Raw genomic sequence first — 26,037 nt, 5'->3', positions numbered from 1 at the left:
ACAAAGTTATGAAATATCAATTGTGATTTATCTACATTCTATTGTCATTTTTTCACTATTTTTGACCCAAATAAATTTTAGGATGAAATGAGCATTCCTATAAATTGGTAGCAAACACTAATTATAGTATGCGAATTACATATACAAGACAAAAAAATAAATATCAATATATGAAAAGAGTAGTAAGCTTATTGGCTTTAGTTTTGTTGTTAAATGCTTGTGATGATGGAAACTTAATTCAGGAAGACATTAGTTTCGATAATATTTCAGCACAAAGTTGCACAACAAATGATATCCTTTACAAAATAAATGATCAAGAAGCCTTATTGTTACAAATCCCATTTAGCAGTTTTACAAACGTGGTAAGTACTGCAGGATCGCCAACGAGTATAGACATAGACAACTCAACTTACCGAGCTATCTATCGTTTTTACAATGGAAAAGTGGCATCAGATAACATTTGTAGTATTATCCCTTCGACAACACCAATCGTAAATGACCAATGGACAGCTACATCTGGAAAAATTCAAATCAACACAACTGCCGTAAAATCTACAAACACAACAAATAACAGCACTAAAATTACAGGTTATAATCACAATATTGTTTTTAAAAATATCACTTTTACGAAAACAAATGGAACACAAGTTTACGAAACTTTTTCTTTTGGAGACTATGTAACTTCAGCTACATCTTTACCTTTTGGTTTTGATAAAATTTTAGATCAATGCAGCAATACAAAACAAGTATACGACTATAACAGTAGTGAAACATTTACTTTAGACAATTTAGACGCAGCATTAATCGTAAATACCGAAACTCCTTTAAACACGCCAAGAATCGCTTTAATAGGCTCGACTAACAACAAAGTAACGTATCGACTGTATTCAGGAATTATTACACCTAGCTATTTTTGTAATACAACAACACCATTTACACCAACAATTAGCGAAGAATGGAATGCCGTAAGCGGTGTTGCCGGAGTGAGCGGCATTATAGAAGTTACTACAATAAAAAACGGCACCTCCGCCTACAAACACACCATCGTTCTTAAAAATGTGACATTAAAAAAAGGCAATAGTGATTTTAAACTTGGTGATTCGTATACTTATGGTGAATTAACAACGACCAACTAATTCCAACTATTTAGCATTTTGTTTAATAAATACTTCCGTTGCGCCCAGTCCATATTTTTGATAATTGGCGTCTTGAAAAGCAATATTTTCATAACGACCCAATAAAAAATCTAGTTCAGATTTTAGAATTCCTTCACCAACTCCATGTATAAAAACTATTTTAGGAATTCGATTTCTTATAGCAAATTCTATATGGCGTTTTGCCGTTTCCGATTGCAATGTTAGAATATCATAATTAGACATACCTCGTTTATTAGGTACGAGTTTTTCGATATGTAAATCAAACTCTGGCGCAGATACTTCGTGCTTTTCTTTACGCTCTTTTACAAAACTTCTTGGTTTTGGAATTTCTTTTTCCTTTGCAACTTCACTTATATTAATCCTTGTAACAGAATCCATTAAGTTGCTGGAATTGTTTATCTTAAGCAATTCGTTGACAAAATATGTCATCACAAATCCTTCTTCAGATTCGATGGTTACCTCATTATTTTTCACTGAAATAACAACTCCATTTACCGCTTCGTCTAGAACTGAAACCGCATCTCCTATATTGAACATTTGCATCTTATTTAACTTGTAAAACAAATAACTATTTGAAAACTTTTTTCAAAGGTGGTAAACTTAATACTTTATTTTTGGTAAAGATAATTCATCTAAATTAAATAAAACCTACTTCCCTATTTGACTCACTTATAGCCATAAATTTATTGGTTCCAAAATCTGAATAATCCTTTTTATCAAAGCCAAAATTAGATTTTTTATTGCATTTCCAGAGACTTTATCTGATACTGGAAATTCAATTTGGAGATATCAATTATGAAAATAGCAGTTAAATTCATAGGATTCAATTTGAATACTTAATTACACATAAGTAAAAAATATTTTTATTTAATGCTACCATACAGGTCACTTTGAATTAAAACCATGTAAAAAACTAATTTATTTATTTAATTTAAACGACATTTTCTAAAAACAACTTACTTTTACTGTTTCCAAATAACTAAATTTTACAATCGTGTCTAAAAATTTGATTATTCAAAACATAGCTGCTTTAAAGAGCCATTTATCCATTAATTATGGGATAAAAACAAAAGTAGAAGCTTTTACAGAAAAATTATTTTATACCTTGTTTGATTCAAATGCTCCATTAGATCAAAGTATTGATGAACTTGAAAATTCGTTTAAGGAAATTTCTAAAATCGCTTGTAAAAAACCCGAAGATGTATGTGACAAAGTTTGGGTTCAATTTCTTGATAAATTGCCTTCAGTTCTCCAAAACCTGAATCAGGATGCTGAATATATTTTAGCAAACGACCCTGCTTCGGACGGTATTGAAGAAATCTATTTAGGCTATCCAGGATTTTATGCTATTGCCATTTATAGGTTGAGTCATGAATTATATACATTAGACATGAAGCTTTTTTCTAGGTTAATGAGTGAATATGCTCATAAAATCACTGGAACTGACATTCATGCCGGTGCTTCAATAGCTTCACCTTTTTTTATAGATCATGCTACGGGAATTGTAATTGGAGAAACAGCAGTCATTAAAAAACATGTGAAAATATATCAAGGTGTAACTTTAGGAGCTTTAAGTGTGAGTAAAGACATGAAAAATACCAAAAGACATCCAACAGTAGAAAAAAACGTTTGTATTTATGCCAACGCTACCATTTTAGGTGGTGAAACTACCATAGGTGAATATAGTATCGTAGGTGGAAATGCTTGGGTTTCCAAATCGATTCCACCAAAATCAGTTGTACTAAACACAACTACAACAGAAGTAAAAATAAAAGAGTTAAAATAATATGAAGCCTCAAAAATTATTAGATTTAATAGGAAACACTCCTTTAGTTGAAACGGTTAATTTGGTAAAAAATAAAAACGTAAAGCTTTTACTAAAACTAGAAGGAAACAATCCTGGCGGAAGCGTAAAAGATCGTGCTGCTTATAACATGATTGCATCGGCACTTGAAAGAGGTGACATCAAAAAAGGAGATAAATTAATTGAAGCGACTAGTGGCAATACAGGAATTGCATTAGCTATGATTGCTCAGTTATTCAATTTAGACATTGAACTAATTCTTCCTGAAGATTCAACTAAAGAGCGTACCCAAACCATGAGGGCTTACGGTGCAACAGTAATTCTTACACCTGCAAGTACTGGAATTATAGGTTCTAGAGATTATGCCGATAAAAAAGTAGCTGAAGGTGGATATATCATGCTAAATCAATTTGCTAACGAAGACAATTGGAAAGCACATTACAAAACTACCGGTCCCGAAATATGGAATGATACCGAAGGAAAAGTCACTCATTTTGTGTCGGCCATGGGGACTACGGGCACTATAATTGGAACTTCAACATATCTAAAAGAAAAAAATCCTACCATTCAAATTATTGGCGCACAACCAAGCGACGGATCTCAAATTCCAGGAATCAGAAAATGGCCTGAGGAATATTTACCAAAAATATTTGACGCTTCAAAAGTGGACATTATAGTAGAAGTTTCTGAGCAAGAAGCTCGTGAAATGACAAAGCGATTGGCTAAAGAAGAGGGTGTTTTTGCAGGAATGAGCAGTGGTGGTTCTGTAGCGGTGGCTTTAAAAATAGCCAACCAATTAGAATCAGGAGTAATAGTTGCTATTATTTGTGATCGTGGTGATCGCTATTTATCTTCAGATTTATTCGATTAAAGTTTTAAATATTATATAAACAAAAGTCTCGATTTGTAAACTAAATCGAGACTTTTGTATGTTTAAAAATTACTACATTAAAGTTGCCTCAGAACTTATTTCTGTATTTAATAATTTTGAAATTGGGCAATTCTTTTCAGCTTTAGTAACTAATTCTTGAAAAGTCTCGTTTGAAATTCCTTTAATCTTAGCATTAACTACTAGACTTGAACTTACAATTTTACCTTCTTCTAAATTAATTACACACTTGGTTTCAATGCTATCAATCTCAAAACCACCTTCAGTAATAAAAGCAGAAAGCTGCATAGTAAAACATCCCGAATGTGCTGCTGCGACAAGTTCTTCAGGGTTTGTCCCTGTTCCTTCTTCAAATCGAGATTTAAATGAATATTGTGTATTGTTTAATATCCCACTTTGAGTAGTTAGGTGTCCAGCACCTTCTTTAAGCGAGCCTTCCCATACTGCAGTTGCGTTTCTTTTCATAATTTAAATATTTTTAATTACTCAAATTTAAGAAATTAACAGTAATAATATTTAAGATTTACATATTATTTATGTTAATTTAAATTGGCAACAAAGTAAACTTTCAATTATTATAGATAATTGAACTTAGTTCAAAATGCAAGATGGAATTATTATATTTGTAATCCAGTCAAATAGTCAAATTTTAAAGCAAAATTAGAAACACTATTAATGTCCAAACTCAAACTACTATACCATTATTTCAAACTAATTATGTTGGGAAAATTACAAGCTCAAGATTGGCCTTATTTAAAAAAATACCAATCCGAAAACGCAACTCTTAAATCAATATCATCTAAACAAAAAAGAATTGTATTGATGGGAGATTCCATAACCGAATTTTGGTCAACAATTGATCCCGAATTTTTTGAATCGAAATCCTATATAAACAGAGGGATTAGCGGTCAAACCAGTCCACAAATGTTAATTCGTTTTAGAGCTGATGTAATTGAGTTAAAACCTTCGGCAGTTGTTATTTTGACTGGAGCAAATGACATTGCAGGAAACACAGGATTATCATCATTAGAAATGATTATGCATAATATTATTTCAATGGTAGAACTTGCTGAAAAAAATCAAATAAAAGTGATTCTTTGTTCTGTATTACCTGCCAATCTATTCCCATGGAAAATAAATGAAAATCCAGCAGATACTATTATTTTACTCAATGAAATGATAAGAAAATATGCCGGTTCAAAAAAGACGTTATATTTAGACTATTATTCGGATATGGTAAATAAACAAAAAGGAATGATATCAACTTATTCCAATGATGGCGTACACCCAAACAAAAAGGGATATGAAATTATGGGTCCACTTTTGGATAGTGCAATCGAATTGACTTTAACATAAAAATATTGATTTAACCTTTTCAATTTCTATTTTAAATTCAGTTTATTTAAAACTTGACATACTAAATTTACCATGTCTGTTTATAAAAAAGATAAAATTTACCACAAAATGAAGTGATATCTTTTTTTATTATTACTCAACTATGTATTTCATTTATGATAACAGGAGAATTAAAAAAATTATTTCTCTTCTACAAATAAAAAAAACCGCAATAGATAAATGCCATTGCGGTTTTGATTCTAAAGAAAATTTAGACTATAAGATATAATCCGTATTTATGAAATTTGATTCTTTACTATTTAGTAAATCTTGTAATATTTTATTATTATAATCAATGTCTTTAGACGCTACAAATGTTCTAATAGAGAAAGATCTCAAAGCATCATTTGTACTCAATGTTCCAACTGCAGAATCTTTTCGACCCGTAAATGGAAAAACATCAGGACCTCTTTGACAAGAACTATTCAAATTTACTCTACTAACTAAATTTACAAGTGAATCAATAAGCGGCGCAATAGTTTTAATGTTTTTTCCAAACAAACTTACTTGTTGTCCATAATTAGATTCAGCCATGTCATTCAACGGTTCTTGTATGTCTTTGAAAGTCATAATTGGGACAACAGGTCCAAATTGTTCTTCTGAGTATACTCTCATTTTTTTGTTTACTGGAAATAAAACCGCCGGAAAAATATAATTTTCAGAATGTTGACCGCCTTTTGCATTGATCACTTTTGCACCGTGACTTGTTGCATCGTCAATCAGTTCTTGTATATAAGCTGGCTTTTCTTGCTCAGGCAACGGTGTTAATGAAACTCCTTTTTCCCAAGGATTACCAAAAACAAGGCTATCCACTTTATCTGAAAAACGCTTATTAAATTCATCAGCTATAGATTCATGAACATACAATATTTTCAAAGCTGTACAACGTTGCCCATTGAAAGACAATGATCCTGCGATACATTCGCTAATTGCTAAATCTAAATCGGCTTCGGGAAGTATAATTGCTGGATTTTTTGCTTCTAATCCCAACACAAGACGCAAACGGTTTTTGTTTGGATGTTGATCTTGTAAAGCAATAGCTGATTTACTATTTCCAATCAAAGCTAAAATATCAACTTTTCCAGATTTCATAACTGGAGAAGCAACTTCTCTGCCTCGACCGTATAAAATATTAATTGCCCCTTTTGGGAAACTACTTCTAAAAGCTTCTAATAAAGGTGATATTAACAAAACTCCGTGTTTTGCAGGTTTAAAAATAACTGGATTCCCCATAATAATTGCAGGAATCAATAATGAAAAAGTTTCATTTAGCGGATAATTATAGGGCCCAAGACATAGTACAATTCCAAGTGGACTTCTACGAACCATTGCATTTACACCTTGCACTTTTGAAAAATGGGCGCTTCTTGCATTTAATTCCTTATAACTTTCAATAGTATCATAAATGTATTCTACGGTTCTATCGAATTCTTTTTCAGAATCACCTAATGATTTTCCAATTTCCCACATCAATAATTTCACCACTTCTGCACGAGTTGCTTTCATTTGCCCCACGAAGTTCTCCATGCATTTGATGCGATCTACCACTTTCATTGTTGGCCACTCCCCTTGTCCATTACTAAATGCTTCCGATGCTGCATTTACAGCTTCCATAGCTTCTATTTCTCCCATAAAAGGAATCGAACCCAACAATGTTGGTTCGTATTTTTCAGTAGAAGAAATTGTAGAATATACTGGAGTTGTTTTGCCTGTCCATTTTTTTAATTCACCATTAACAAGATAAGTATCTTGATTAAGTAAAGAATTAATTTGAAATTCTTGAGGTATTGTATTCATAATAAAATATTTCTTTTTAATAAAATTTTAATTTTAATCCCAATAAAGCATCATTTATATTACAATTACTCTATTTCACCGTTCCATTCTAGGAAACCTCCCTCCAAATTATAAGCGTTTTCAAAGCCAAGATTATTCATGATTGCACAAGCTTTTGCACTTCTAGCTCCTGAACGACAATACACATAATAATTCTTAGATTTATCTAATGCTTCTATTTTATCGATAAAAGCTTGTCCTTCATATATATCAATATTTATTGCATTGGGTATTATTCCTTCATTGCACTCATTTTCAGTTCTTACATCCAATATCACTGCATTTGCATCGGCTTCTAATTGAGAAACCCAATCTTCTTGTGTTAAATTCATAGTAATGTTTTTTGTAAAATTACAAAGTTTTTATTAAATAGTAATGACCTAATTTATTAAATAGATTAAATTTTGAAGAAAACGATTTCGAATAAACATAATATTGGCAATATTGTGAATTTATAAAATTAATCCTAAAGATTTTAAACAAACTCATTATTAAACAATAATTTATTCCTTACAAATTATAATAATCTCAAAATAAGACATCTTCTTAGTTCCCTAATTATAATGATTTTTACATCAAAATAGAATAGCTGTTCCGCACTCTAAAATTATATTAACATAAAATTAACGTATACATTTGTATATACAACTATAAAACACACTACATTTGTACCGACAAATAAAACGAATAAAAATATGAATATTGACGAAGTTATAAAATCAACTATTCCAATGGATATTTCAAAAAAAATTATTCTTAACATTCTGTATACTCAAAATGTTTTGTCGGATAATTTTAATGAACTATTAAAACCGTATGATGTTTCTACTGAACAATATAATGTTCTACGAATTCTAAGAGGTCAGAAAGGCAATCCAGCAAACATGTCTATCATTCAAGAACGAATGTTGGCCAAAACAAGTAATACCACCCGATTAGTAGATAAATTATTATTAAAAAAATACGTTACACGTGAGGTTTGCCCAGAAAACAGAAGAAAAATTGAAGTTTTAATCACTCAAAGGGGATTAGATATTTTGAAAGATTTAGATCCCAAAGTAATTACTTATGAACAGTCTTTTTTGCAAAATTTAAATACCAATGAAATTATTCAATTAAATCAATTATTAGAAAAATTCAGAAATAAATAAAATTAAAAGAAATTATGAATACTTTTTTAGACCATCAAAACTGGAGATATGCAACAAAGAAATTTGATGCCACAAAAAAAATCTCTACAGAAGATTTAAACTTTTTAAAAGAAGCGATACGATTAAGTTCTTCTTCGTATGGTTTGCAACCATATAAAATTATTATTGTTGAAAATCCTGAAATTAGAGCACAAATACAACCTGTTGCTTGGGGACAATCACAAATCGTAGAAGCCTCTCATTTGATCGTATTTGCTAACAGAACTTCAATCGAAGAAAATGAAATTGAAGACTTTTTCAAAAACATTAGCAATACAAGAGGAATACCTACTGATGCTTTAGACGGTTATAAAGGTTTTCTGAAAGGAAATATTACAAAATTATCTGACGAAGCAGTAAATATCTGGAATTCTAAACAAACTTATTTAGCCATGGGTAATTTACTAAACGCTGCTGCTGAACTAAAAATAGATGTTACTCCAATGGAAGGTTTTGAACCTGCCAAAGTAAATGAAATATTAGGGCTTGACAAATTAGGCTTGAATGCTTCTTTATTAGCAACTCTTGGCTATAGACACGAAGAAGATGCTACCCAACATCAGAAAAAAGTTAGAAAATCAAACGAAGAATTATTTATCACACTTTAATTATTAATAAACAATCAAATTTAACACCATGAAAAATTTAAAATCAATTACATTAGCATTAGTTGTATTTATTGCAACTGCAACAGCATCTGCGCAAACGAAAAAGATTGACGCTACAAAAAGTAAAATTGAATGGTTAGCAAAAAAAGTAACTGGACAACACAATGGTGTAGTAAGCTTTAAAGACGGAGCATTAGTTTTTAAGGGACAAAAATTAGTAGGTGGATCTTTCACTGTAGATATGACTTCACTAACTGCTACTGATCTTACGGGAGAATACTTAGGGAAATTGAACGGTCACTTGAAATCAGAAGATTTCTTTTCTACTGAAAAATTCCCAACTTCAACTTTAGTTTTCAAAAAAATTGGAGCAAAAGCTAAAGATGTTTATACGGTAACTGCTGATTTAACGATCAAAGGAACTACAAATCCTGTTACTTTTGACATTACTGTAAACGGAAACGCAGCTACTACTACTTTCAACGTAGATCGTACTAAATATGATATTAAATATGGTTCTAAATCTTTCTTTGAAAGCATTGGAGACAAAGCTATCAATGACGAATTTGAATTGAAAGTTACTTTAAATTTCTAATTTAAGGTTACCTCAAAACAACAACCCCAACAAGTTTTTTGTTGGGGTCCTTTTTTTAACAAAAACAAAAAATATAGTGTTTTTTTGATTATTCTGTTTGGATAATCAAATTTCATTTCTATATTTGTGGAATGAAAATTATCTTAAACAATACTTGGTGGTGGAATAATTTACGTCAATCGTCGTGAACAAAGCTACTATAGTATTAATCTATAAAAACAAAAGGCTTGTCATCACGACAGGCCTTTTTTTATGCCCAAGATTATTAGAATACCTAAATAAATTAGTAAACTAAAAATAAAACAAATTGGAATCATTTATTTTAAATACACATTACAAACAAATCCTTGCAGATACCATAACACCAGTGAGTGTGTATCTAAAAATCAGAGATCAATTCCCGAACAGCTTACTTTTAGAAAGCAGTGATTATCACGGAAACGACAACAGTTTTTCGTATATATGCTGTAATCCAATTGCATCGATAAAAATTGAAAATGAAACTATCTTAAAAACATATCCTGACGGAACTAATGAAAGCATCACTATCGATTCATCTTCAAATATTCCAGGAGTAATTCAAAACTTTTCAGAGCAATTCAAATCTGAGAAAAATGATTTCAAATTCATCAATAATGGTTTGTTTGGTTACATTTCATATGATGCTGTACGTTATTTCGAAAAAGTAAGTATTGCCAAAAAAGAAAATAGCAATACCATTCCTGATGTTTATTATGCGGTGTACCAAAATATCATTGCCATCAACCATTTTAAAAATGAAGCCTATATTTTCTGTCACAGTTTGGACGGAAAAAATAATATTTCGGAAATCGAACAATTATTGCAATCCAGAAATATCTCTTCCTATAAATTTTCAAGAGATGGAGAAGGTTTTTCTAATTTAACTGATGATGAATTCAAACACAATGTAACATTGGCCAAAAAGCATTGTTATAGAGGTGATGTATTCCAATTGGTTTTATCCAGACGATTTACTCAAGGGTTCAAAGGTGATGAATTCAATGTATATCGTGCCTTGAGAAGCATCAACCCTTCACCCTATTTATTCTTTTTTGATTATGGCGATTTCAAAATATTTGGTTCTTCGCCAGAAGCACAAATTATTGTAAAAAATAGAAAAGCTGAAATTCACCCTATCGCTGGAACATTCAAAAGAACTGGTGACGACGAAAAAGATGCTATTCTTGCCAAAAAATTATCAGAAGACAAAAAAGAAAATAGCGAACACGTGATGTTGGTCGATTTAGCGCGTAATGATTTAAGTCGTCACGGTCACAATGTTACTATTGAAAAATACCGAGAAGTTCAATTTTTCTCTCATGTAATCCATTTGGTTTCTAAAGTGTCAGGAAAATTACACGATAAAGCCACAACAATGCAAGTAGTGGCCGATACTTTTCCAGCAGGAACTTTGAGCGGCGCACCTAAGCACAGGGCAATGCAACTCATTGAAGGATACGAAAAAACAAATCGTAACTTTTACGGTGGCGCAATAGGTTTTATGGATTTTGAAGGTAATTTTAATCACGCGATTATGATTCGTACTTTCTTGAGTAAAAACCATCAATTGCATTGTCAAGCAGGAGCTGGAATTGTAGCAGGATCAGATGAAGAAAGCGAAATGCAGGAAGTGTATAATAAACTATTAGCATTGAATAAAGCATTGGATTTAGCTGAAACAATATAAAAAAGTGGTCAGTTTTTAGTGTTCATCGCAACAACTTGAACCTAAAACTTTAAATAACAAAATGAAAAAATGAAAAAAATACTAGTTATAGATAATTACGATAGTTTCACATATAATTTGGTACACTATCTCGAAGATTTAAATTGTGAGGTTACTGTTTACAGAAACGATGAATTTGATATCGATGAAATTTCTCATTTCGATAAAATATTACTTTCTCCTGGACCAGGTATTCCAGATGAAGCTGGATTATTAAAGGCGGTGATTGCCAAATATGCACCAACCAAAAGTATTCTTGGTGTTTGTCTTGGCCAACAAGCAATTGGAGAAGTTTTTGGAGGTACACTTTCCAATTTAGAGAAAGTGTACCACGGAGTTGCCTCAATAGTAAAAACTTCAGTAGATGATGAATTATTATTTGAAGGATTAGGAAACGAATTCGTAGTTGGACGGTATCATTCTTGGGTTGTTGATCCTAATTTACCCGATGTTTTAGAAGCTACTTCTTTCGACGAAAATGGGCAAGTAATGTCTTTGCGTCATAAAACGTATGATGTTCGTGGCGTGCAATTTCATCCTGAAAGTGTATTAACACCAAACGGAAAGAAAATTTTGGAGAATTGGTTGAAGAATTAAGTCGAAAGACCATAAGAATCTATTTTTTACTTTTGACTTTTGACTTTAAAACTTTAAGACTATTAATTTGAAAACAGCCAAAATCCATCATGTATTCGTTTGTCTTTTTATTTTTAGCGTCTTTTCTTGTAACCAAAAAAAGGAGCAAAAAGTAGAAACCATACCTATTGCTCAAATGGAAATTAAGTTGGATTTATTGGATTTACAGGCAAAAAACAGATTGGGAAAAGATACCGTTGTAACCATCATTAACGATCCAGTTTATCATAAAGAGAAAAAATACAAGGCGGTAAGTGCAACACAATTGATTAAAAATGAAATTGATTTAACCAAAATAGACCCACAAAAAACCAAAATAGTATTTGAATGTATGGATGGCTATCAACCTGAAATGCCGTTGGATTTATTTTTAAAATCAAATGCTTTTTTGGCATTCCAAGATATAGATGCTCCAAATGGTTCTAAATGGGTACCGATAAATAAGAATGGAAATAAGATGATTGCGGAGCCATTTTATATCGTGTACGAGTCTGTTTCAGAGAATGACTCCAGGTATAAATGGCCTTATAATTTGGTTCGGATTTATCTTGAACCATTAAATAAATCGTATAAGGAATTATATCCATCAAAAAATAAAAAATTGGAAACGGGATATACTTTATTTCAAAACCAATGTATAACTTGCCATTCTTTAAATGGATTGGGTGGAACAATGGGACCAGAATTAAATTATCCGAAAAGTGTCACCGAATATTGGAAAGAAAACGAACTTGTCGATTATATCGTGAATCCTTCTTCGTTTAGAAATAAAGTTAAAATGCCAACACTCGGTTTATCAAAACAACAATCCCAAGAAATTGTGGATTATTTAAAATATATGTCTGACAACAAAAATAAAATTTAAATGAAAACCATATTAAACAGGCTCATCAATCACGAAATACTTTCGAAGGAAGAAGCAAAAAATGTATTGGTCAATATTTCCAACGGAAGTTATAATCCAAGTCAGATTGCATCATTTCTAACCGTTTATATGATGCGAAGCATAAGCATCGAAGAACTTTCTGGTTTTCGAGAAGCTTTATTAGATTTGTGTATTCGCGTAGATTTATCGGCATATAACACTATCGATTTATGCGGAACTGGAGGAGACGGAAAAGATACTTTTAATATTTCAACATTAGCTTCGATTGTGGCTGCTGGTGCAGGAATAAAAGTTGCCAAACACGGTAATTATGGTGTATCTTCTATTTCGGGTTCAAGCAATGTGATGGAAAAATTGGGAGTAAAATTCAGCAACGAAAATGACTTCTTAGAGAAATGTATTGACAAAGCCGGAATTTGTATTTTGCACGCACCACTTTTTCATCCAGCCATGAAAAATGTAGCACCCATTCGAAGAGAATTAGGTGTAAAAACATTTTTCAATATGTTGGGACCAATGGTAAACCCTTCCTTTCCTCAAAATCAATTAGTAGGTGTTTTTAATTTAGAACTAGCTCGAATGTACGGTTATTTATATCAAAACACCGATCGCAATTTCACCATTTTACATGCATTGGATGGCTATGACGAAATTTCATTGACCTGTCCAACAAAATTCATTTCAAACACTAAAGAAGGGGTTCTAAATCCAGCTGATTTTGGTGTTCGACAATTAATTCAAAGTGAAATAGCAGGCGGAAAAACTATTGAAGAATCAGCGGCACTATTCTTGAATATTTTGTCCGGAAAAGGAACTGAAGCCCAAAACAACGTGGTTTGTGCCAATGCTGCAATGGCGATTGCTACAGTTACGAAATGCAGTCCACTTGAAGGTTTTGGACAAGCCAAAGAAAGTTTACTTTCTGGAAAAGGATTATCCGCTTTAAACACATTACAAAAGTTATCTAAACAATAATACAAATGGAACTTTTTCCTTTAATTTCTTTACTAATTGTACTATCGGCCTGTTTTGCTTATGTCAATTTTAGGTATTTAAAATTACCTAAAACCATTGGTTTAATGTTTGTTTCCTTATTGTTTTCTCTAGGAATTATTGCAGTGAGCAATTTTTTTCCATCATTAAAAACTAATGTGAAGCTTTTGTTAAGCGGAATCCATTTTAGCGAATTATTATTAGAGGTAATGCTTAGTTTTATGTTATTCGCAGGAGCTATTCACATTAAATTTAAAGATTTAAAAGCGGAAAAATTAAGTATTCTGTTGTTCTCTACAATCAGTGTAGTCATCAGTACCATTTTAGTAGGTTACACCAGTTTTTATATTTTAAATTTATTCCATTTTAATGTAACTTTACTTCAGTGTTTTCTTTTTGGTTCGTTAATTTCTCCAACTGACCCCATTGCGGTATTTAGTATTTTAAAAACTGCAGGAGTTACTAAGTCTTTAGAAACAAAAATTGCAGGAGAATCATTATTTAATGATGGTGTAGCAGTTGTAGTTTTTATTTCTATCTTACAATTAGCCAAAACAGGTGACGAGATTTCAATTACAAATGTGCTTACTTTTTTTGGAAAAGAAGCTCTAGGAGGAATTTTAATGGGAGGTATATTGGGCTGGATAGCATATAAAATAATCGCAAGTATAGACAATTATAATTTAGAAGTACTAATCACACTTGCTCTTGTAATGGGTGGATACTCCCTCGCCCATTACATCCATGTTTCGGGACCATTAGCTATGGTAATCGCTGGATTAATTACAGGAAATCATGGTAAACGATTAGGAATGTCAAATATTACAGCCGAGTATGTAGACAAATTTTGGGAACTTATCGATGAAATATTAAATGCTTTATTATTTGTTTTAATAGGATTGGAATTATTGGTCATCAAAGTCAACAATACTTTATTTCTTGTTTCGTCAATTATAATTATTGCAGCCTTAGTAATACGGTATGTTTCGATTTTTATCCCTTCTATATTAATACGTTTAAAAGAAAAAATCACCCGAAAAACAATACTTATTCTTACTTGGGGTGGATTGCGAGGCGGAATTTCCATTGCACTAGCTTTATCGATTCCTACTGAATTAGGGAAAGATATTTGGGTAACCATAACCTATATAATTGTTTGTTTTTCAATCCTTGTTCAAGGATTAACCATTGGAAAAGTAGTAAATAGATTAAAAGAATAAATAAAAATGAATATTTTAGATAAAATAATTATCGATAAAAAAAGAGAAGTCATTCTCAAAAAATCAATCATTCCTGTTTCGCAATTAGAAGCTTCCGTTTTATTCGATAGAAAAACGATTTCATTAAGCACTAATTTGAAAAATAGCTACTCAGGAATCATAGCAGAACACAAACGTCGTTCGCCTTCAAAAGCCGAAATAAATTACGGTTTCACAGTGGAAGAAGTGGTAAAAGGATACGAAGATGCTGGTGTTTGCGGAATATCTGTTTTAACAGATGGCAAATATTTTGGTGGTTCATTAGACGATTTACTTTTGGCAAGAGCTACAGTAAATATTCCACTATTGCGAAAAGAATTTATAGTGGATGAATACCAAATCCTAGAGGCAAAAGCTCACGGTGCCGATTTAATTCTGCTTATTGCTGCGGTTTTGACTCGGGAAGAAATCAAATCATTGTCGGCATTTGCTAAGAGTTTAGGATTAGAAGTATTACTAGAAGTTCACAATTTAGAAGAATTGGAGAAATCGATAATGCCAACATTAGATATGATTGGTGTGAACAATAGAAACCTAAAAACATTCGAAGTCAGTTTGGATTTCAGCAAACAATTAGCCGACCAAATCCCGAATGATTTCGTGAAAGTTTCCGAAAGTGGCATTTCATCTATTGAAGCCATCAACGAGCTAAAACCTTATGGTTACAAAGGGTTTTTAATTGGTGAAAACTTTATGAAAACAAATAATGCAGGCCAAGCGGCTACGGAATTTATATCAAAATTATAAAACGCTCAAGCCTCTCAGGGTTCTAAATCCTAACAGGCTAAAATCTAAACTATATGAAACTCAAAATCTGCGGAATGAAATATCCCGAAAACATAATCGAAGTAGGTGCACTCCTTCCTGATTATATGGGATTTATATTTTGGGAAGAATCAGCCCGATATTTTGACGGAATAATTCCTGCATTACCGGAATCCATAAAAAAAACTGGGGTTTTTGTTAATGCCTCTTTAGAGTATATTTTAGATAAAATTAAATTACATGATTTACAAGCGATCCAATTACATGGTCACGAAACAGTTGAATTTTGTGAAATATTAAAAAAAAATACACCAAAAGGGCTAGATATCATAAAAGTGTTTTCAATTTTAGATACCTTTGACTTTGCTGTAATAAATTCTTTCGAAAAGGTATGTGATTTTTTCCTTTTTGATACTAAAGGAAAATTACCCGGAGGAAACGGAACCACTTTCGATTGGAAAATATTAGAAAAGTATCCTTCAACGAAACCTTTCTTCCTGAGTGGCGGAATTGGATTAGACGAAATAGAAGCCGTAAAAGAAATTTTGAAAACCAATTTACCCGTTTATGCCATTGATATAAACAGTAAATTTGAAATAGAACCCGGATTAAAAAACACAGAAAAATTATCTAGTTTTAAGCATAACTTAAAACTTTAAACTTTAAACTAAATGAGTTACAACGTTAACGAAAAAGGATATTACGGAGAATTTGGAGGGGCATATATCCCTGAAATGCTATATCCTAACATAGAAGAATTACGCCAACAATACCTAAAAATAACGGCTGAACCTGAATTTCAAGCCGAATTTGATGCTTTACTAAAAGATTATATAGGTCGACCTACTCCACTCTATTTTGCAGCACGTTTATCTGAAAAATACAATACTAAAATCTACCTCAAAAGAGAAGATTTATGCCATACAGGCGCACATAAAGTCAACAACACCATTGGCCAAATATTATTGGCCAAACGATTGGGTAAAAACCGAATTATTGCCGAAACTGGAGCTGGTCAACACGGAGTTGCTACGGCAACGGTTTGTGCTTTGATGGGTTTACAATGTATTGTATATATGGGTGAAATAGACATCAAACGCCAAGCACCCAATGTGGCTCGAATGAAAATGTTAGGAGCCGAAGTTCGTCCTGCTTTATCAGGTTCAAGAACCTTGAAAGACGCCACAAACGAAGCCATTCGCGATTGGATCAACAATCCGGTTGACACTTATTATATCATCGGTTCAGTAGTAGGACCTCATCCTTATCCGGATATGGTAGCCCGTTTTCAAAGTGTAATTTCAAAGGAAATCAAAGAACAATTGTTGGAAAAAGAAGGGCGTGAAAACCCTGATTATGTCATAGCCTGCGTAGGTGGTGGTAGTAATGCTGCTGGAGCCTATTATCATTTCTTGGATAACGAAAATGTGAAAATTATTGCTGTAGAGGCAGCAGGTTTAGGAGTCGATTCTGGCGAAAGTGCTGCAACGTCTGCATTAGGTAAAATAGGAGTTATTCACGGAAGTAAAACCCTTTTGATGCAATCTCCCGACGGACAAATTACCGAACCGTATTCCATTTCTGCTGGTTTAGATTATCCTGGTGTTGGCCCAATGCACGCCAATTTATTCGCAACTGGTAGAGCAGAATTTATTTCTATTACAGATGATCAGGCCATGCAATTTGGCTTGCAACTTTCACAACTAGAAGGAATTATTCCTGCTATCGAAAGCGCACACGCCTTTGCAGTTTTAGAAGAAAAGAAATTCAAACCAACAGATATTGTCGTGATTAATTTATCCGGTCGTGGTGACAAAGATTTGAATACCTATATCGACTATTTTAAATTATAATTGCATTGCCTATTCGCGCTTTTAGGCTTGAGTGGGCGTTACCCAAAAAAGGGTCGGGCTATTCGTTTCAATCTTTTTTGGCTAGCAGAAAAAGCTAGCAAAAAAAAGGATTTTCACTACTATCCCTAACGCAAAAACAAAAAATGAAATCATTATTAATTACTATTGAAAATGGAAAATTTATTTGCATACGGATCTTTAAAAGAGGAAGAAGTTCAAGAAAACATTTTTGGACGAGTTTTAGTTGGCACACCCGATAAACTAATTGGGTACACCAAAAAAATAATAGAAATTGAGGAAGAGTTTGGACTCACTCCCTACCCAATTATTACTGCAACTCAAAATCCGGAGGACAGCATCAAGGGAGTACTTTATAAACTAACAGAACGAGAGCTGCAACAAGCAGATACTTATGAAGGTATCCACTATAAACGAATCCAAGTGGAATTGCAATCTAATGAAATCGTTTGGGTTTACAGTGCCGCTATTTAATAAGAAAAATAAAGATCATAACAGATGCTGAATCTGGTAATAAATACAAAATGAACAGAATAAATCAGAAATTACAAGAAGATAAAAAAATACTATCCATCTATTTTTCTGCTGGATATCCCAATCTGAATGATACCTTACAAATCATTCAGGATTTAGAAAAAAACGGGGTCGATATGATTGAAATTGGATTACCGTTCAGCGATCCATTGGCCGATGGACCAACCATTCAAGCTAGTTCTACACAAGCTTTGCAAAACGGAATGACCACACAAGTGTTGTTTGACCAACTGATAGCTATTCGTAAAACAGTTTCGATTCCATTAGTAATTATGGGTTATTTTAACCCAATATTGCAATATGGAGTAGAGAGTTTTTGCCAGAAATGTGCCGAAATTGGCATTGATGGTTTAATCATTCCCGATCTTCCAGTCGATGTATATGCCGAAGAATTCAAAGCTACTTTCGAGAAATACGGACTTAAAAACATATTCTTGATTACCCCACAAACTTCAGACGAACGCATTCGTTTTATCGACAGCGTTTCCGATGGATTTATTTATATGGTAAGCTCAGCTAGTGTTACTGGATCTTCAGCTGGTTTTGGAAGTGTGCAAGAAAATTATTTCAAACGCATTGCCGACATGAACTTGAAAAACTCTCAAATCATCGGATTTGGAATCAATAATGCCGAAACTTTTAACCAAGCCACTCAATTTGCCAAAGGCGCTATTATAGGCAGTGCTTTTATCAAACACCTAACAGAAAATGGGGTTGACAGCATTGGAAAATTTGTAAAATCGATTCGATAAAAATTTTACTTTCAACAATAATATTACCGCAAATTCACAAATTATTTGAAGCATATAGTGCTTACTTTATTGTGAATTTGTGGTTTTTCTATTTAAAATAAATATCCGATTATTATGCACCACTCGTGAATACCACTTTTTCTCTGCTAAAAAAAAGTGTATATATTATTTCTTAATTCTAAATTATATATACAACTTTTCTTATATTCACCGTTAGCAGCAGATAAAAAGAATTCCAAATATATTAATTATGACAAGAAGCATTTATTTAAAAATAACAAATAGTTTAAAACTAATTTGTTTCGCATTTTGTTTATTCATTAATTCTCTTGAGTTAGCTGCTCAAAATCCCCCTTTAATGGGATGGGCAAGTTGGAATCAATATGGTGTTGCAATTAATGATTCCATCATAAAAGCACAGGCTGATGCTATGGTTTCATCCGGATTGGCTAAAGTAGGATTTCAATACATCAATATTGATGACGGACTCTTTAATGGGCGATATGCTAATGGTGCTTTAACGATGAGAAAAAATTCCCTAATGGTATGAAATCCTTAGCAGACCATATCCATTCTGTTAGTTTGAAAGCTGGATTTTATTCAGAAGCTGGAATTAATACCTGTGGCTCTATTTGGAGTAATTCTCCCGGAGGCGTAGGTGGTGGATTATATCATCATGATCAACAAGATATAGACACCATTTTTAAATCATGGGGTTATGATTTTTTGAAAGTTGATTTTTGTGGCGGCCAGGAACAAAAATTAGATGAAAAAACACGATATACCGAGATTAAAATGGCAATAGACAATACAGGTAGAAACGATATTAACTATAATGTATGTCGTTGGCAATTTCCAGGTGTATGGATTACCTCATTGGCAGATTCATGGCGTATATCCCACGATATAAATTTCAAACCGGGTTCTATTCCACAATGGAGCAGCATTCTAAGTATTTTAGATTTAAACACCTACTTAGCACCTTTTGCGAGCCCAGGTCATTATAATGATATGGATATGCTCGAAGTTGGAAGGGGATTGTCAGCTGAGGAAGACAAGAGCCACTTCAGTATGTGGTGTATTTTATCTTCTCCTCTTTTATTAGGTAATGTTTTGTCTGCAATGAATCAACAAACAGTTGATATGCTTACCAATTATTTATCCATTTTATGGAATTTTATAAACTCACTTTTCGATTATATTCTTCGTTAAATTTATTTATTTGCTAACATATTTCATCATCTGTTGACTCAAATACCCAAAATCATCTACGCTTTCGTACTTTTTATAAAATCTCCATTTTCAGAAAAAACTTCAATTACCAATTGATTATCAATATATATCCCAACTTCATAAGTAACGTCTTTCATATCTCGGGTTACTAATAATGTCTCCACTATGGGGAAAGAAGGATAATTTGCAGTCATGTACGCAGTTATAGCTTCTGGTAATTCATATTTATCTACTGTTGCAGTGAATGCAAGTAGGTTACCATTTATATCATAAACAGCCGAAGAATACCGATTGTCAAATATAAATTTACCTTCAAAAACTAGCTTTTGATTGTATCTGCCTTGGTATTGAGAAAACCAAACAGGATCATGAGTTGGAAAATCAATACTAAACTTTTCTAGAACAATGGCTGGAACATTTTTATCTAGTTTTGACTTTGCCGTATTTTGAGCTTTAGCAACACTTACTTGGGATAAAAATAGTACTACAAGAATCCCTTTGAATAAATTTGACATGATTTTCAAGTTTTACTAAATTTAAGAATTTAAGCAATAGCAAATTAAATTATAAAATTAAATTAGGAAAACATTATGACTTCTCGAACGCAGATTTAAAGTGCAAAAACGCTTATAGTATACAAAACAAAATTAAACTTATACAACCAATTGGATTTAGTGCCTATTACAAATGTAATTTTTAGAGGTTGAAGTGTTGGCATTTTCAAATTAATTCAGTAATTTTATTATCGTTTTTCGTAAAAGTTATTTTTGTCCAAGCATTCCACATATCTTCTAAAACCCAAACATAAGTACCAAAGTACAATTATTAGCAGCTACGACTATTTTTAATTATCCAAAGTAGGGAGACGCTATTCATTTTATTCCTATTTTGATCTCGATACCATTTAAATAGAAATAATTTTAAATAAATGAATATGTCAAATGTATCAATTTACCTCAACTTCATGGGAAATGCTGAAGAAGCATTCAATTACTACAAAAAAGTTTTCAAGTCGGACTTTTCAGCACCAATTCTGCGGATGAAAGATATTCCTACACAACCAGGAATGCCTCAACTTTCTGATGCCGAACTAAACAAAGTAATGCATGTTGCATTACCTATTCTTGGCGGGACAGAAATTATGGCAACCGACTTACTTGAAAGTATGGGCCACCAATTAATTGTAGGAAATAATATTACTATCAGTTTGAACCCAGATACAAAGCAAGAAGCAGATCGATTGTATAATGAGCTTGCTATGGATGGAACAAAAAATGTTCCTCCCCATGATGAGTTCTGGGGATATTGGGGAACTTGCAAAGACCAATTCGGAACTCAATGGATGTTCAATGTATCAATTCCAACTTATAAAAAATAGTCAAACTCAAAAAACAAACATTATGGCTAATAATATCGTAACACTACACAGGGTTTTTAACACTAATCCCGAAAAAATTTATCGTGCGTTTACTGATGCTATTGCAATGGCATCATGGATTCCTCCTTACGGATATTTATGTATTGTTCATACTATGGACGTAAAAATAGGTGGAAATTACCATATGTCATTTATCAATTTTTCAACAGGAAATGGACACTCCTTTACTGGAACCTACATGGAATTGAAGCCGAATGAATTCATCAAATATATGGATGAATTTGAAGATCCTAATTTGCCGGGAGAAATGACAACTTCAGTATGGCTAAAAAAAGTTTCTTGCGGAACAGAACTTAAAATCATTCAAGAAGGAATTCCCTCAATTATACCAACCGAAATGTGTTATATGGGTTGGCAAGATTCATTGGATAAATTGAAAAAATTAGTTGAGCCTGATATTCCAGATGAATAAACAGAGGTACCAATTTACAACTCAACTTCAACCGTACTGTAGAATTTCAAGTAAAATAGACTTTAATAAGAGGTTCAGTTGCCTCTATAATTTCAGATTGTAGAGATAACAAAACCTCTTTTCTTTTTCTTTGACGACAAATAATAAAACTTATTTTTAATTTGGTGGTATATTTTGATTCACATGAAAGAAATTTGTTGGGTCATATTTTGTTTTAATAGCGACCAATCGCTCAAAATTGTGTTTGTAACTTGCTTTAATGCGCTCCGGTCCTTCATCCATGATAAAATTCAAATACGCTCCTCCAGAGGCATACGGATGTAATGCTTCCCAATACTCTTTGCACCATTGCGTAATTTTAGGTGCATTTTCGGGACTTGGGTCAATACCCACAAACACTGCTGCGTATTTGGCATCACGATATGCCCACGGTGTTGCCTCTTTTGCTACTCTGCTGGCAGCCCCACTTATAGGATACATATGCATTTGAGACAGTGGGGTAGGAATTTTTGAACCAAATTTCAAATGCTCTTCCCTCATTTCTGCAGTTACATTAGTGAAAAAGTCAGCTCTCCAATACCATTGGAGACCTGTTGGGAGCATTCCATCAAACATTGTTTGAATCATTGGGTAGGGCATTTCACCTACTGGATGGAAGATGGGATCCAAGGCCAAAATTGGTTTAAAGACTTCTTCGGCTTTGTACATTGGACCAGTATAACACCATACCACACCGCAAAATTGTTTGTTATGTAGCGCTTCCGGAAATGGAGGCCCTGGAACAATCATAGTAGCAAAAAACCCATTCAAATCATCGGGAGCCTTATTAATAAAGTCGTGGTACCATTTCATGATTTCTTCGGTTTTTTCTATTGGCCACAATGTTGGCCCACCAAATACTGTTTTAACTGGATGTGCTTGAAATGTAAAAGCAGTAACAACTCCAAAGTTTCCACCACCGCCACGAATAGCCCAGTACAAATCAGGATGATGATTCGCATTGACTGTTACAAAGCTACCGTCGGCAAGTACCATATCGGCCTCCAAAAGATTATCAATAGTTAACCCATATTTCCGAGACAAGTGGCCTACTCCACCCCCTAAGGTTAAACCGCCCACCCCTGTAGTGGATATAATTCCAGCCGGAATAGCCAATCCAAATGGATGAGTAGCATGATCTACTTCACCCCATAAATTACCTCCTCCTACTTTTACGGTATTGTTTTGGGTATTCACATTTACAAATTTTAAACCCGACAGGTCAATCACCATTCCATCGTCGCAAATACCGAGTCCTCCTGCGTTGTGACCTCCACCACGAATGGACACTAGTAAATTGTTTTCACGCCCGAATTTGACCGAATATATTACATCAGCAACATCCACGCACATCACAATCATCCCCGGATGTTTATGGATCATACCGTTATACACTTTACTTGCATCCTCATAAGCTTTATCAATGGGGAGAATGATTTCACCTCTGATTTGAGAAACAAAGTCATCAATGATAGTTTCTTTGAGATTTTTTACCATATTAGTCATAATACTATTATTTAGAAATGAATAAATAATAAAAACAGCATCAGTTTGTAGTGTTTATTAACTGTTTTTACATGCTAAAAATCCAAGTAAATATAATGATAATCTTCCATTTATCGTCGCTTTATGATTGTTAAAATTATGATAATGAACACTTTATTTATTTATACATTTTAGATAATCAACAAATTAAAAAAGTATTTATGTTTTCGTTTGGGAACTCCATCAAAAATAGGAGCAGTTGTATTAAATTGATCTTTTAACCTAAAGTTTTCTAATAACAAGTTCCTTAAAATGTTCTTTTAAAATAGAAATTTGCAGGATAAGCCATTCAAAATTATTCGATTTTTTGCGAAAATACTTCCTACTTTTTTTAGTCAACAATAAACGTAGAACACTATTTTAGTTTTATTTTATGATGATTATTCGATACTAAAATAAAATCAAGCTTATCTTTGTCAATACTAATTTAAATAACCAAAACTGTTACTTAAATTTCAAACCTAAAGTTAAAATCAACTCAATGAAGAACAAACCAATTGCTTATTCTATTTTGGACCTTGCTATAGTTAGTAAAGGAAAAACAATTAAAGAAACGTTCATGAATACAGTTGCCTTGGCACAAAAAGCAGAAGAATTAGGATATACTCGCTTCTGGTTAGCCGAGCATCATAATATGGCTGCCGTTGCCAGCAGTGCGACTGTTGTTTTAATTGGCCATGTTGCTCAAAGTACTACAACAATGAGAGTGGGCTCTGGTGGTATTATGCTCCCGAATCATGCTCCACTTATAGTTGCGGAACAATTTGGCACTTTGGGAAACCTATATTCCAACCGAATTGATTTAGGTCTTGGAAGAGCTCCCGGAACCGATCCGGAAACCACTCGTGCCATTCGTTCGGATTTTATGGATGCAGCCCATTCCTTTCCTGAGGAAATAGAAAAAATTCAAAATTATTTTTCGATAAACAATCAGCAAGCTAAAGTAAGAGCCACTGTTGCCGAAGGTGTTCATGTACCGCTTTATATTTTGGGTTCTAGTACTGATAGTGCTCATCTGGCAGCAAGAAAAGGACTTCCTTATGCTTTTGCCAGTCACTTTGCAACAGCGCAATTGTTTCAAGCATTAGACATTTACAGAAGTGAATTTATGGCTTCAGAAGTACTTCAAAAACCCTATATAATTGCGGGAATCAATGTTTTTGTAGCTGAAACCGATGAGGAAGCAGAACGTATGGCCACTTCATTTATAAAAATGATTGTCGGAATATTAACTGGTGTAAGAAAAGAATACCTTGACGAAGCTAGCGAAATGACCGCTGATTTAAAAGAAATATTGACACATCCTACAGTGCAACAAATGACCCGTTATACTTTTATTGGAAGTAAACCAACGGTTAAGAATCAAATCAAAAGCTTTTTGGATAAAACTGAGATTGATGAACTTATTGTAGCAACCAACTGTCATAATCAAAAAGACCGAATACGATCTATTCAATTTTTTGCAGAAATCATGAGCGAACTCAATAAAGAAAGTCTTTCTTAATAGTTAAAAGTACAGAAAATCTTATTTTTATAATACAACTACATATAAATCTCACTCAATAGAATCATCTTACTTCGATTTTTAAGCATATATTCTTAGCATTAATTGATTCCTCTTTTTTCGAAAAGACAGACAACCTGATTTTTCTTTGATCCATAGTATTATTAAGAAAATTTGACGTATCTTACAGTGTTTTTAGATTAAATAGGGCACGAAAACTATATTACCATCTTTTTCTAGTTCTTTATCTTTTTTAAAATATAAATTTAGCCCTTAATTAATAATAGAGAATAGGCATGTTTTGGTTTCATAAGGATATTGAACGATTAGAAAAAGAAATAGCAGCATTAGAATACAATCCAAAATTGATATTTTACGGGAGTTCTACATTTACTTTATGGAATGAATTGTCAACTATTTTCAAAGAACATAATCCTCTAAATTTAGGTTTTGGAGGGTCTACATTGGCTGCTTGTACTTGGTTTTTTGAGCGTGTTTTTGAAAACATTAAAGACATAGAGGCTATCGTGATTTATGCCGGAGAAAATGATCTTGGAGAAGGAAGACACCCGGAAGAAGTCCTGATGTATTTGGAAAACATATTATATAAAATTAGAGCAAAATACGGCAACATTCCTTGCACTTGTATTTCTATAAAACCGAGTAAAAATCGTTTACATTTGTCAGGAAGCATCCGTTATACAAATAGAAATATTCAAGAATTAATGTCTAAAGATTTGAATTTCCATTATGTAAATATTTACGATATAATGTTAGATCAAAACGGAAATCCAAAAGAAGAATATTATATCGGTGATGGTCTGCATTTAAACCAAGTTGGTTACAAATTATGGGAAAAGTATTTAAAAAAACATCCTGAAATTTTTCCCAAAAAAACATTGGAAAAAAGATAAAAAAAAGGTGTTTTTCAATTTTGAAAAAAAACAGT

General features: G+C 32.8%; 29 protein-coding genes. 23 read left to right on the top strand and 6 right to left on the bottom strand.

The window, feature by feature from the left end; genetic code table 11:
- The first annotated feature begins 170 nt into the window (after positions 1–170).
- Positions 171–1,136 carry a hypothetical protein gene (locus E0F76_RS10350; protein WP_132005231.1) on the top strand — a complete coding sequence of 322 codons (966 nt, stop codon included), beginning with the start codon at positions 171–173 and terminating at the stop codon, positions 1,134–1,136.
- Positions 1,137–1,142: 6 nt separating this feature from the next.
- On the opposite strand, the gene E0F76_RS10345 is transcribed toward E0F76_RS10350, so the two are convergent.
- On the bottom strand, positions 1,143–1,694 hold the full coding sequence (locus tag E0F76_RS10345; RefSeq protein ID WP_132005228.1) for a Smr/MutS family protein: 552 nt from the start codon (positions 1,692–1,694) through the stop codon (positions 1,143–1,145).
- Positions 1,695–2,151: 457 nt separating this feature from the next.
- Here E0F76_RS10345 and E0F76_RS10340 point away from each other — a divergent pair, with 457 nt between their 5' ends.
- Positions 2,152–2,943: a serine O-acetyltransferase gene (locus tag E0F76_RS10340; RefSeq protein WP_132005225.1), complete on the top strand. Its 792-nt coding sequence runs from the start codon at positions 2,152–2,154 to the stop codon at positions 2,941–2,943.
- A gap of 1 nt (position 2,944) precedes the next feature.
- Positions 2,945–3,832: a cysteine synthase CysM gene (gene cysM / locus E0F76_RS10335; protein ID WP_132005222.1), complete on the top strand. Its 888-nt coding sequence runs from the start codon at positions 2,945–2,947 to the stop codon at positions 3,830–3,832.
- A gap of 72 nt (positions 3,833–3,904) precedes the next feature.
- Here the strand turns inward: cysM and E0F76_RS10330 are convergent, their stop codons facing one another.
- Positions 3,905–4,315, bottom strand: a complete 411-nt coding sequence (locus E0F76_RS10330; RefSeq protein ID WP_132005219.1) for an OsmC family protein — start codon at positions 4,313–4,315, stop codon at positions 3,905–3,907.
- A gap of 210 nt (positions 4,316–4,525) precedes the next feature.
- On the opposite strand from E0F76_RS10330, the gene E0F76_RS10325 reads away from it, so the two are divergent.
- Positions 4,526–5,206 (top strand): SGNH/GDSL hydrolase family protein, encoded by a 681-nt coding sequence (locus tag E0F76_RS10325; RefSeq protein ID WP_246022035.1) that lies wholly within the window; start codon positions 4,526–4,528, stop codon positions 5,204–5,206.
- Between the two features lie 255 nt (positions 5,207–5,461).
- Here E0F76_RS10325 and E0F76_RS10320 read toward each other — a convergent pair whose 3' ends face one another.
- Both E0F76_RS10320 and E0F76_RS10315 read right to left on the bottom strand, forming a co-directional pair.
- Positions 5,462–7,042, bottom strand: a complete 1,581-nt coding sequence (locus tag E0F76_RS10320) for an NADP-dependent glyceraldehyde-3-phosphate dehydrogenase (RefSeq protein ID WP_132005216.1) — start codon at positions 7,040–7,042, stop codon at positions 5,462–5,464.
- Between the two features lie 65 nt (positions 7,043–7,107).
- Complete coding sequence (locus E0F76_RS10315; protein WP_132005213.1) at positions 7,108–7,413, bottom strand: rhodanese-like domain-containing protein; 306 nt, start codon at positions 7,411–7,413, stop codon at positions 7,108–7,110.
- Positions 7,414–7,776: 363 nt separating this feature from the next.
- Here E0F76_RS10315 and E0F76_RS10310 point away from each other — a divergent pair, with 363 nt between their 5' ends.
- The 15 genes from E0F76_RS10310 to E0F76_RS10240 all read left to right on the top strand — a co-directional run bounded on the left by E0F76_RS10310 (position 7,777) and on the right by E0F76_RS10240 (position 20,129).
- A complete protein-coding gene (locus E0F76_RS10310; protein WP_132005210.1) occupies positions 7,777–8,232 on the top strand; it encodes a MarR family winged helix-turn-helix transcriptional regulator in 456 nt (151 codons plus the stop codon).
- 14 nt (positions 8,233–8,246) lie between these two features.
- On the top strand, positions 8,247–8,879 hold the full coding sequence (locus E0F76_RS10305; protein WP_132005207.1) for an NAD(P)H-dependent oxidoreductase: 633 nt from the start codon (positions 8,247–8,249) through the stop codon (positions 8,877–8,879).
- Between the two features lie 28 nt (positions 8,880–8,907).
- Entirely contained in the window at positions 8,908–9,474 is a 567-nt protein-coding gene (locus E0F76_RS10300) for a YceI family protein (RefSeq protein WP_132005204.1), read from the top strand.
- Between the two features lie 307 nt (positions 9,475–9,781).
- Positions 9,782–11,182, top strand: coding sequence for an anthranilate synthase component I family protein (locus tag E0F76_RS10295; RefSeq protein ID WP_132005201.1), 1,401 nt, complete (start codon positions 9,782–9,784; stop codon positions 11,180–11,182).
- A 69-nt stretch (positions 11,183–11,251) separates the two neighbouring features.
- Positions 11,252–11,818, top strand: coding sequence for an anthranilate synthase component II (locus E0F76_RS10290; RefSeq protein ID WP_132005198.1), 567 nt, complete (start codon positions 11,252–11,254; stop codon positions 11,816–11,818).
- Between the two features lie 67 nt (positions 11,819–11,885).
- The gene (locus tag E0F76_RS10285; RefSeq protein WP_132005195.1) at positions 11,886–12,722 is read left to right on the top strand and encodes a c-type cytochrome; all 837 of its coding nucleotides are present in this window, start codon (positions 11,886–11,888) and stop codon (positions 12,720–12,722) included.
- Positions 12,723–13,718, top strand: coding sequence for an anthranilate phosphoribosyltransferase (gene trpD, locus E0F76_RS10280; RefSeq protein ID WP_132005192.1), 996 nt, complete (start codon positions 12,723–12,725; stop codon positions 13,716–13,718).
- A gap of 5 nt (positions 13,719–13,723) precedes the next feature.
- Positions 13,724–14,956, top strand: coding sequence for a cation:proton antiporter (locus tag E0F76_RS10275; RefSeq protein ID WP_132005189.1), 1,233 nt, complete (start codon positions 13,724–13,726; stop codon positions 14,954–14,956).
- Positions 14,957–14,962: 6 nt separating this feature from the next.
- A complete protein-coding gene (trpC, locus tag E0F76_RS10270; RefSeq protein ID WP_132005186.1) occupies positions 14,963–15,742 on the top strand; it encodes an indole-3-glycerol phosphate synthase TrpC in 780 nt (259 codons plus the stop codon).
- Between the two features lie 53 nt (positions 15,743–15,795).
- Positions 15,796–16,419, top strand: a complete 624-nt coding sequence (locus E0F76_RS10265) for a phosphoribosylanthranilate isomerase (protein WP_132005183.1) — start codon at positions 15,796–15,798, stop codon at positions 16,417–16,419.
- Between the two features lie 12 nt (positions 16,420–16,431).
- The gene (gene trpB, locus E0F76_RS10260; protein ID WP_132005180.1) at positions 16,432–17,613 is read left to right on the top strand and encodes a tryptophan synthase subunit beta; all 1,182 of its coding nucleotides are present in this window, start codon (positions 16,432–16,434) and stop codon (positions 17,611–17,613) included.
- A gap of 171 nt (positions 17,614–17,784) precedes the next feature.
- Complete coding sequence (locus E0F76_RS10255) at positions 17,785–18,105, top strand: gamma-glutamylcyclotransferase family protein (RefSeq protein ID WP_132005177.1); 321 nt, start codon at positions 17,785–17,787, stop codon at positions 18,103–18,105.
- Between the two features lie 50 nt (positions 18,106–18,155).
- Positions 18,156–18,917 (top strand): tryptophan synthase subunit alpha, encoded by a 762-nt coding sequence (gene trpA, locus E0F76_RS10250; RefSeq protein WP_132005174.1) that lies wholly within the window; start codon positions 18,156–18,158, stop codon positions 18,915–18,917.
- Positions 18,918–19,167: 250 nt separating this feature from the next.
- Complete coding sequence (locus E0F76_RS10245) at positions 19,168–19,467, top strand: alpha-amylase family protein (protein ID WP_132005171.1); 300 nt, start codon at positions 19,168–19,170, stop codon at positions 19,465–19,467.
- Complete coding sequence (locus tag E0F76_RS10240) at positions 19,464–20,129, top strand: glycoside hydrolase family 27 protein (protein WP_132005168.1); 666 nt, start codon at positions 19,464–19,466, stop codon at positions 20,127–20,129. The genes E0F76_RS10245 and E0F76_RS10240 overlap by 4 nt, the downstream gene beginning before the upstream one ends.
- A 56-nt stretch (positions 20,130–20,185) precedes the next feature.
- Here the strand turns inward: E0F76_RS10240 and E0F76_RS10235 are convergent, their stop codons facing one another.
- Positions 20,186–20,665 (bottom strand): hypothetical protein, encoded by a 480-nt coding sequence (locus E0F76_RS10235; RefSeq protein ID WP_132005165.1) that lies wholly within the window; start codon positions 20,663–20,665, stop codon positions 20,186–20,188.
- A gap of 419 nt (positions 20,666–21,084) precedes the next feature.
- On the opposite strand from E0F76_RS10235, the gene E0F76_RS10230 reads away from it, so the two are divergent.
- Positions 21,085–21,528, top strand: coding sequence for a VOC family protein (locus tag E0F76_RS10230; RefSeq protein ID WP_132005162.1), 444 nt, complete (start codon positions 21,085–21,087; stop codon positions 21,526–21,528).
- 22 nt (positions 21,529–21,550) lie between these two features.
- Complete coding sequence (locus E0F76_RS10225) at positions 21,551–22,000, top strand: SRPBCC family protein (protein WP_132005159.1); 450 nt, start codon at positions 21,551–21,553, stop codon at positions 21,998–22,000.
- A 156-nt stretch (positions 22,001–22,156) separates the two neighbouring features.
- On the opposite strand, the gene E0F76_RS10220 is transcribed toward E0F76_RS10225, so the two are convergent.
- A complete protein-coding gene (locus E0F76_RS10220) occupies positions 22,157–23,545 on the bottom strand; it encodes an FAD-binding oxidoreductase (RefSeq protein ID WP_132005156.1) in 1,389 nt (462 codons plus the stop codon).
- Positions 23,546–24,065: 520 nt separating this feature from the next.
- Here E0F76_RS10220 and E0F76_RS10215 point away from each other — a divergent pair.
- Positions 24,066–25,088, top strand: coding sequence for an LLM class flavin-dependent oxidoreductase (locus E0F76_RS10215; protein WP_132005153.1), 1,023 nt, complete (start codon positions 24,066–24,068; stop codon positions 25,086–25,088).
- A gap of 296 nt (positions 25,089–25,384) precedes the next feature.
- On the top strand, positions 25,385–26,002 hold the full coding sequence (locus tag E0F76_RS10210; RefSeq protein WP_132005150.1) for a GDSL-type esterase/lipase family protein: 618 nt from the start codon (positions 25,385–25,387) through the stop codon (positions 26,000–26,002).
- Positions 26,003–26,037: the final 35 nt, after the last annotated feature.

Origin of the sequence: Flavobacterium cellulosilyticum (assembly GCF_004349355.1) — a bacterium.
GTDB lineage: Bacteria > Bacteroidota > Bacteroidia > Flavobacteriales > Flavobacteriaceae > Flavobacterium > Flavobacterium cellulosilyticum.
This window is presented reverse-complemented; position numbering and strand designations above follow the sequence as displayed.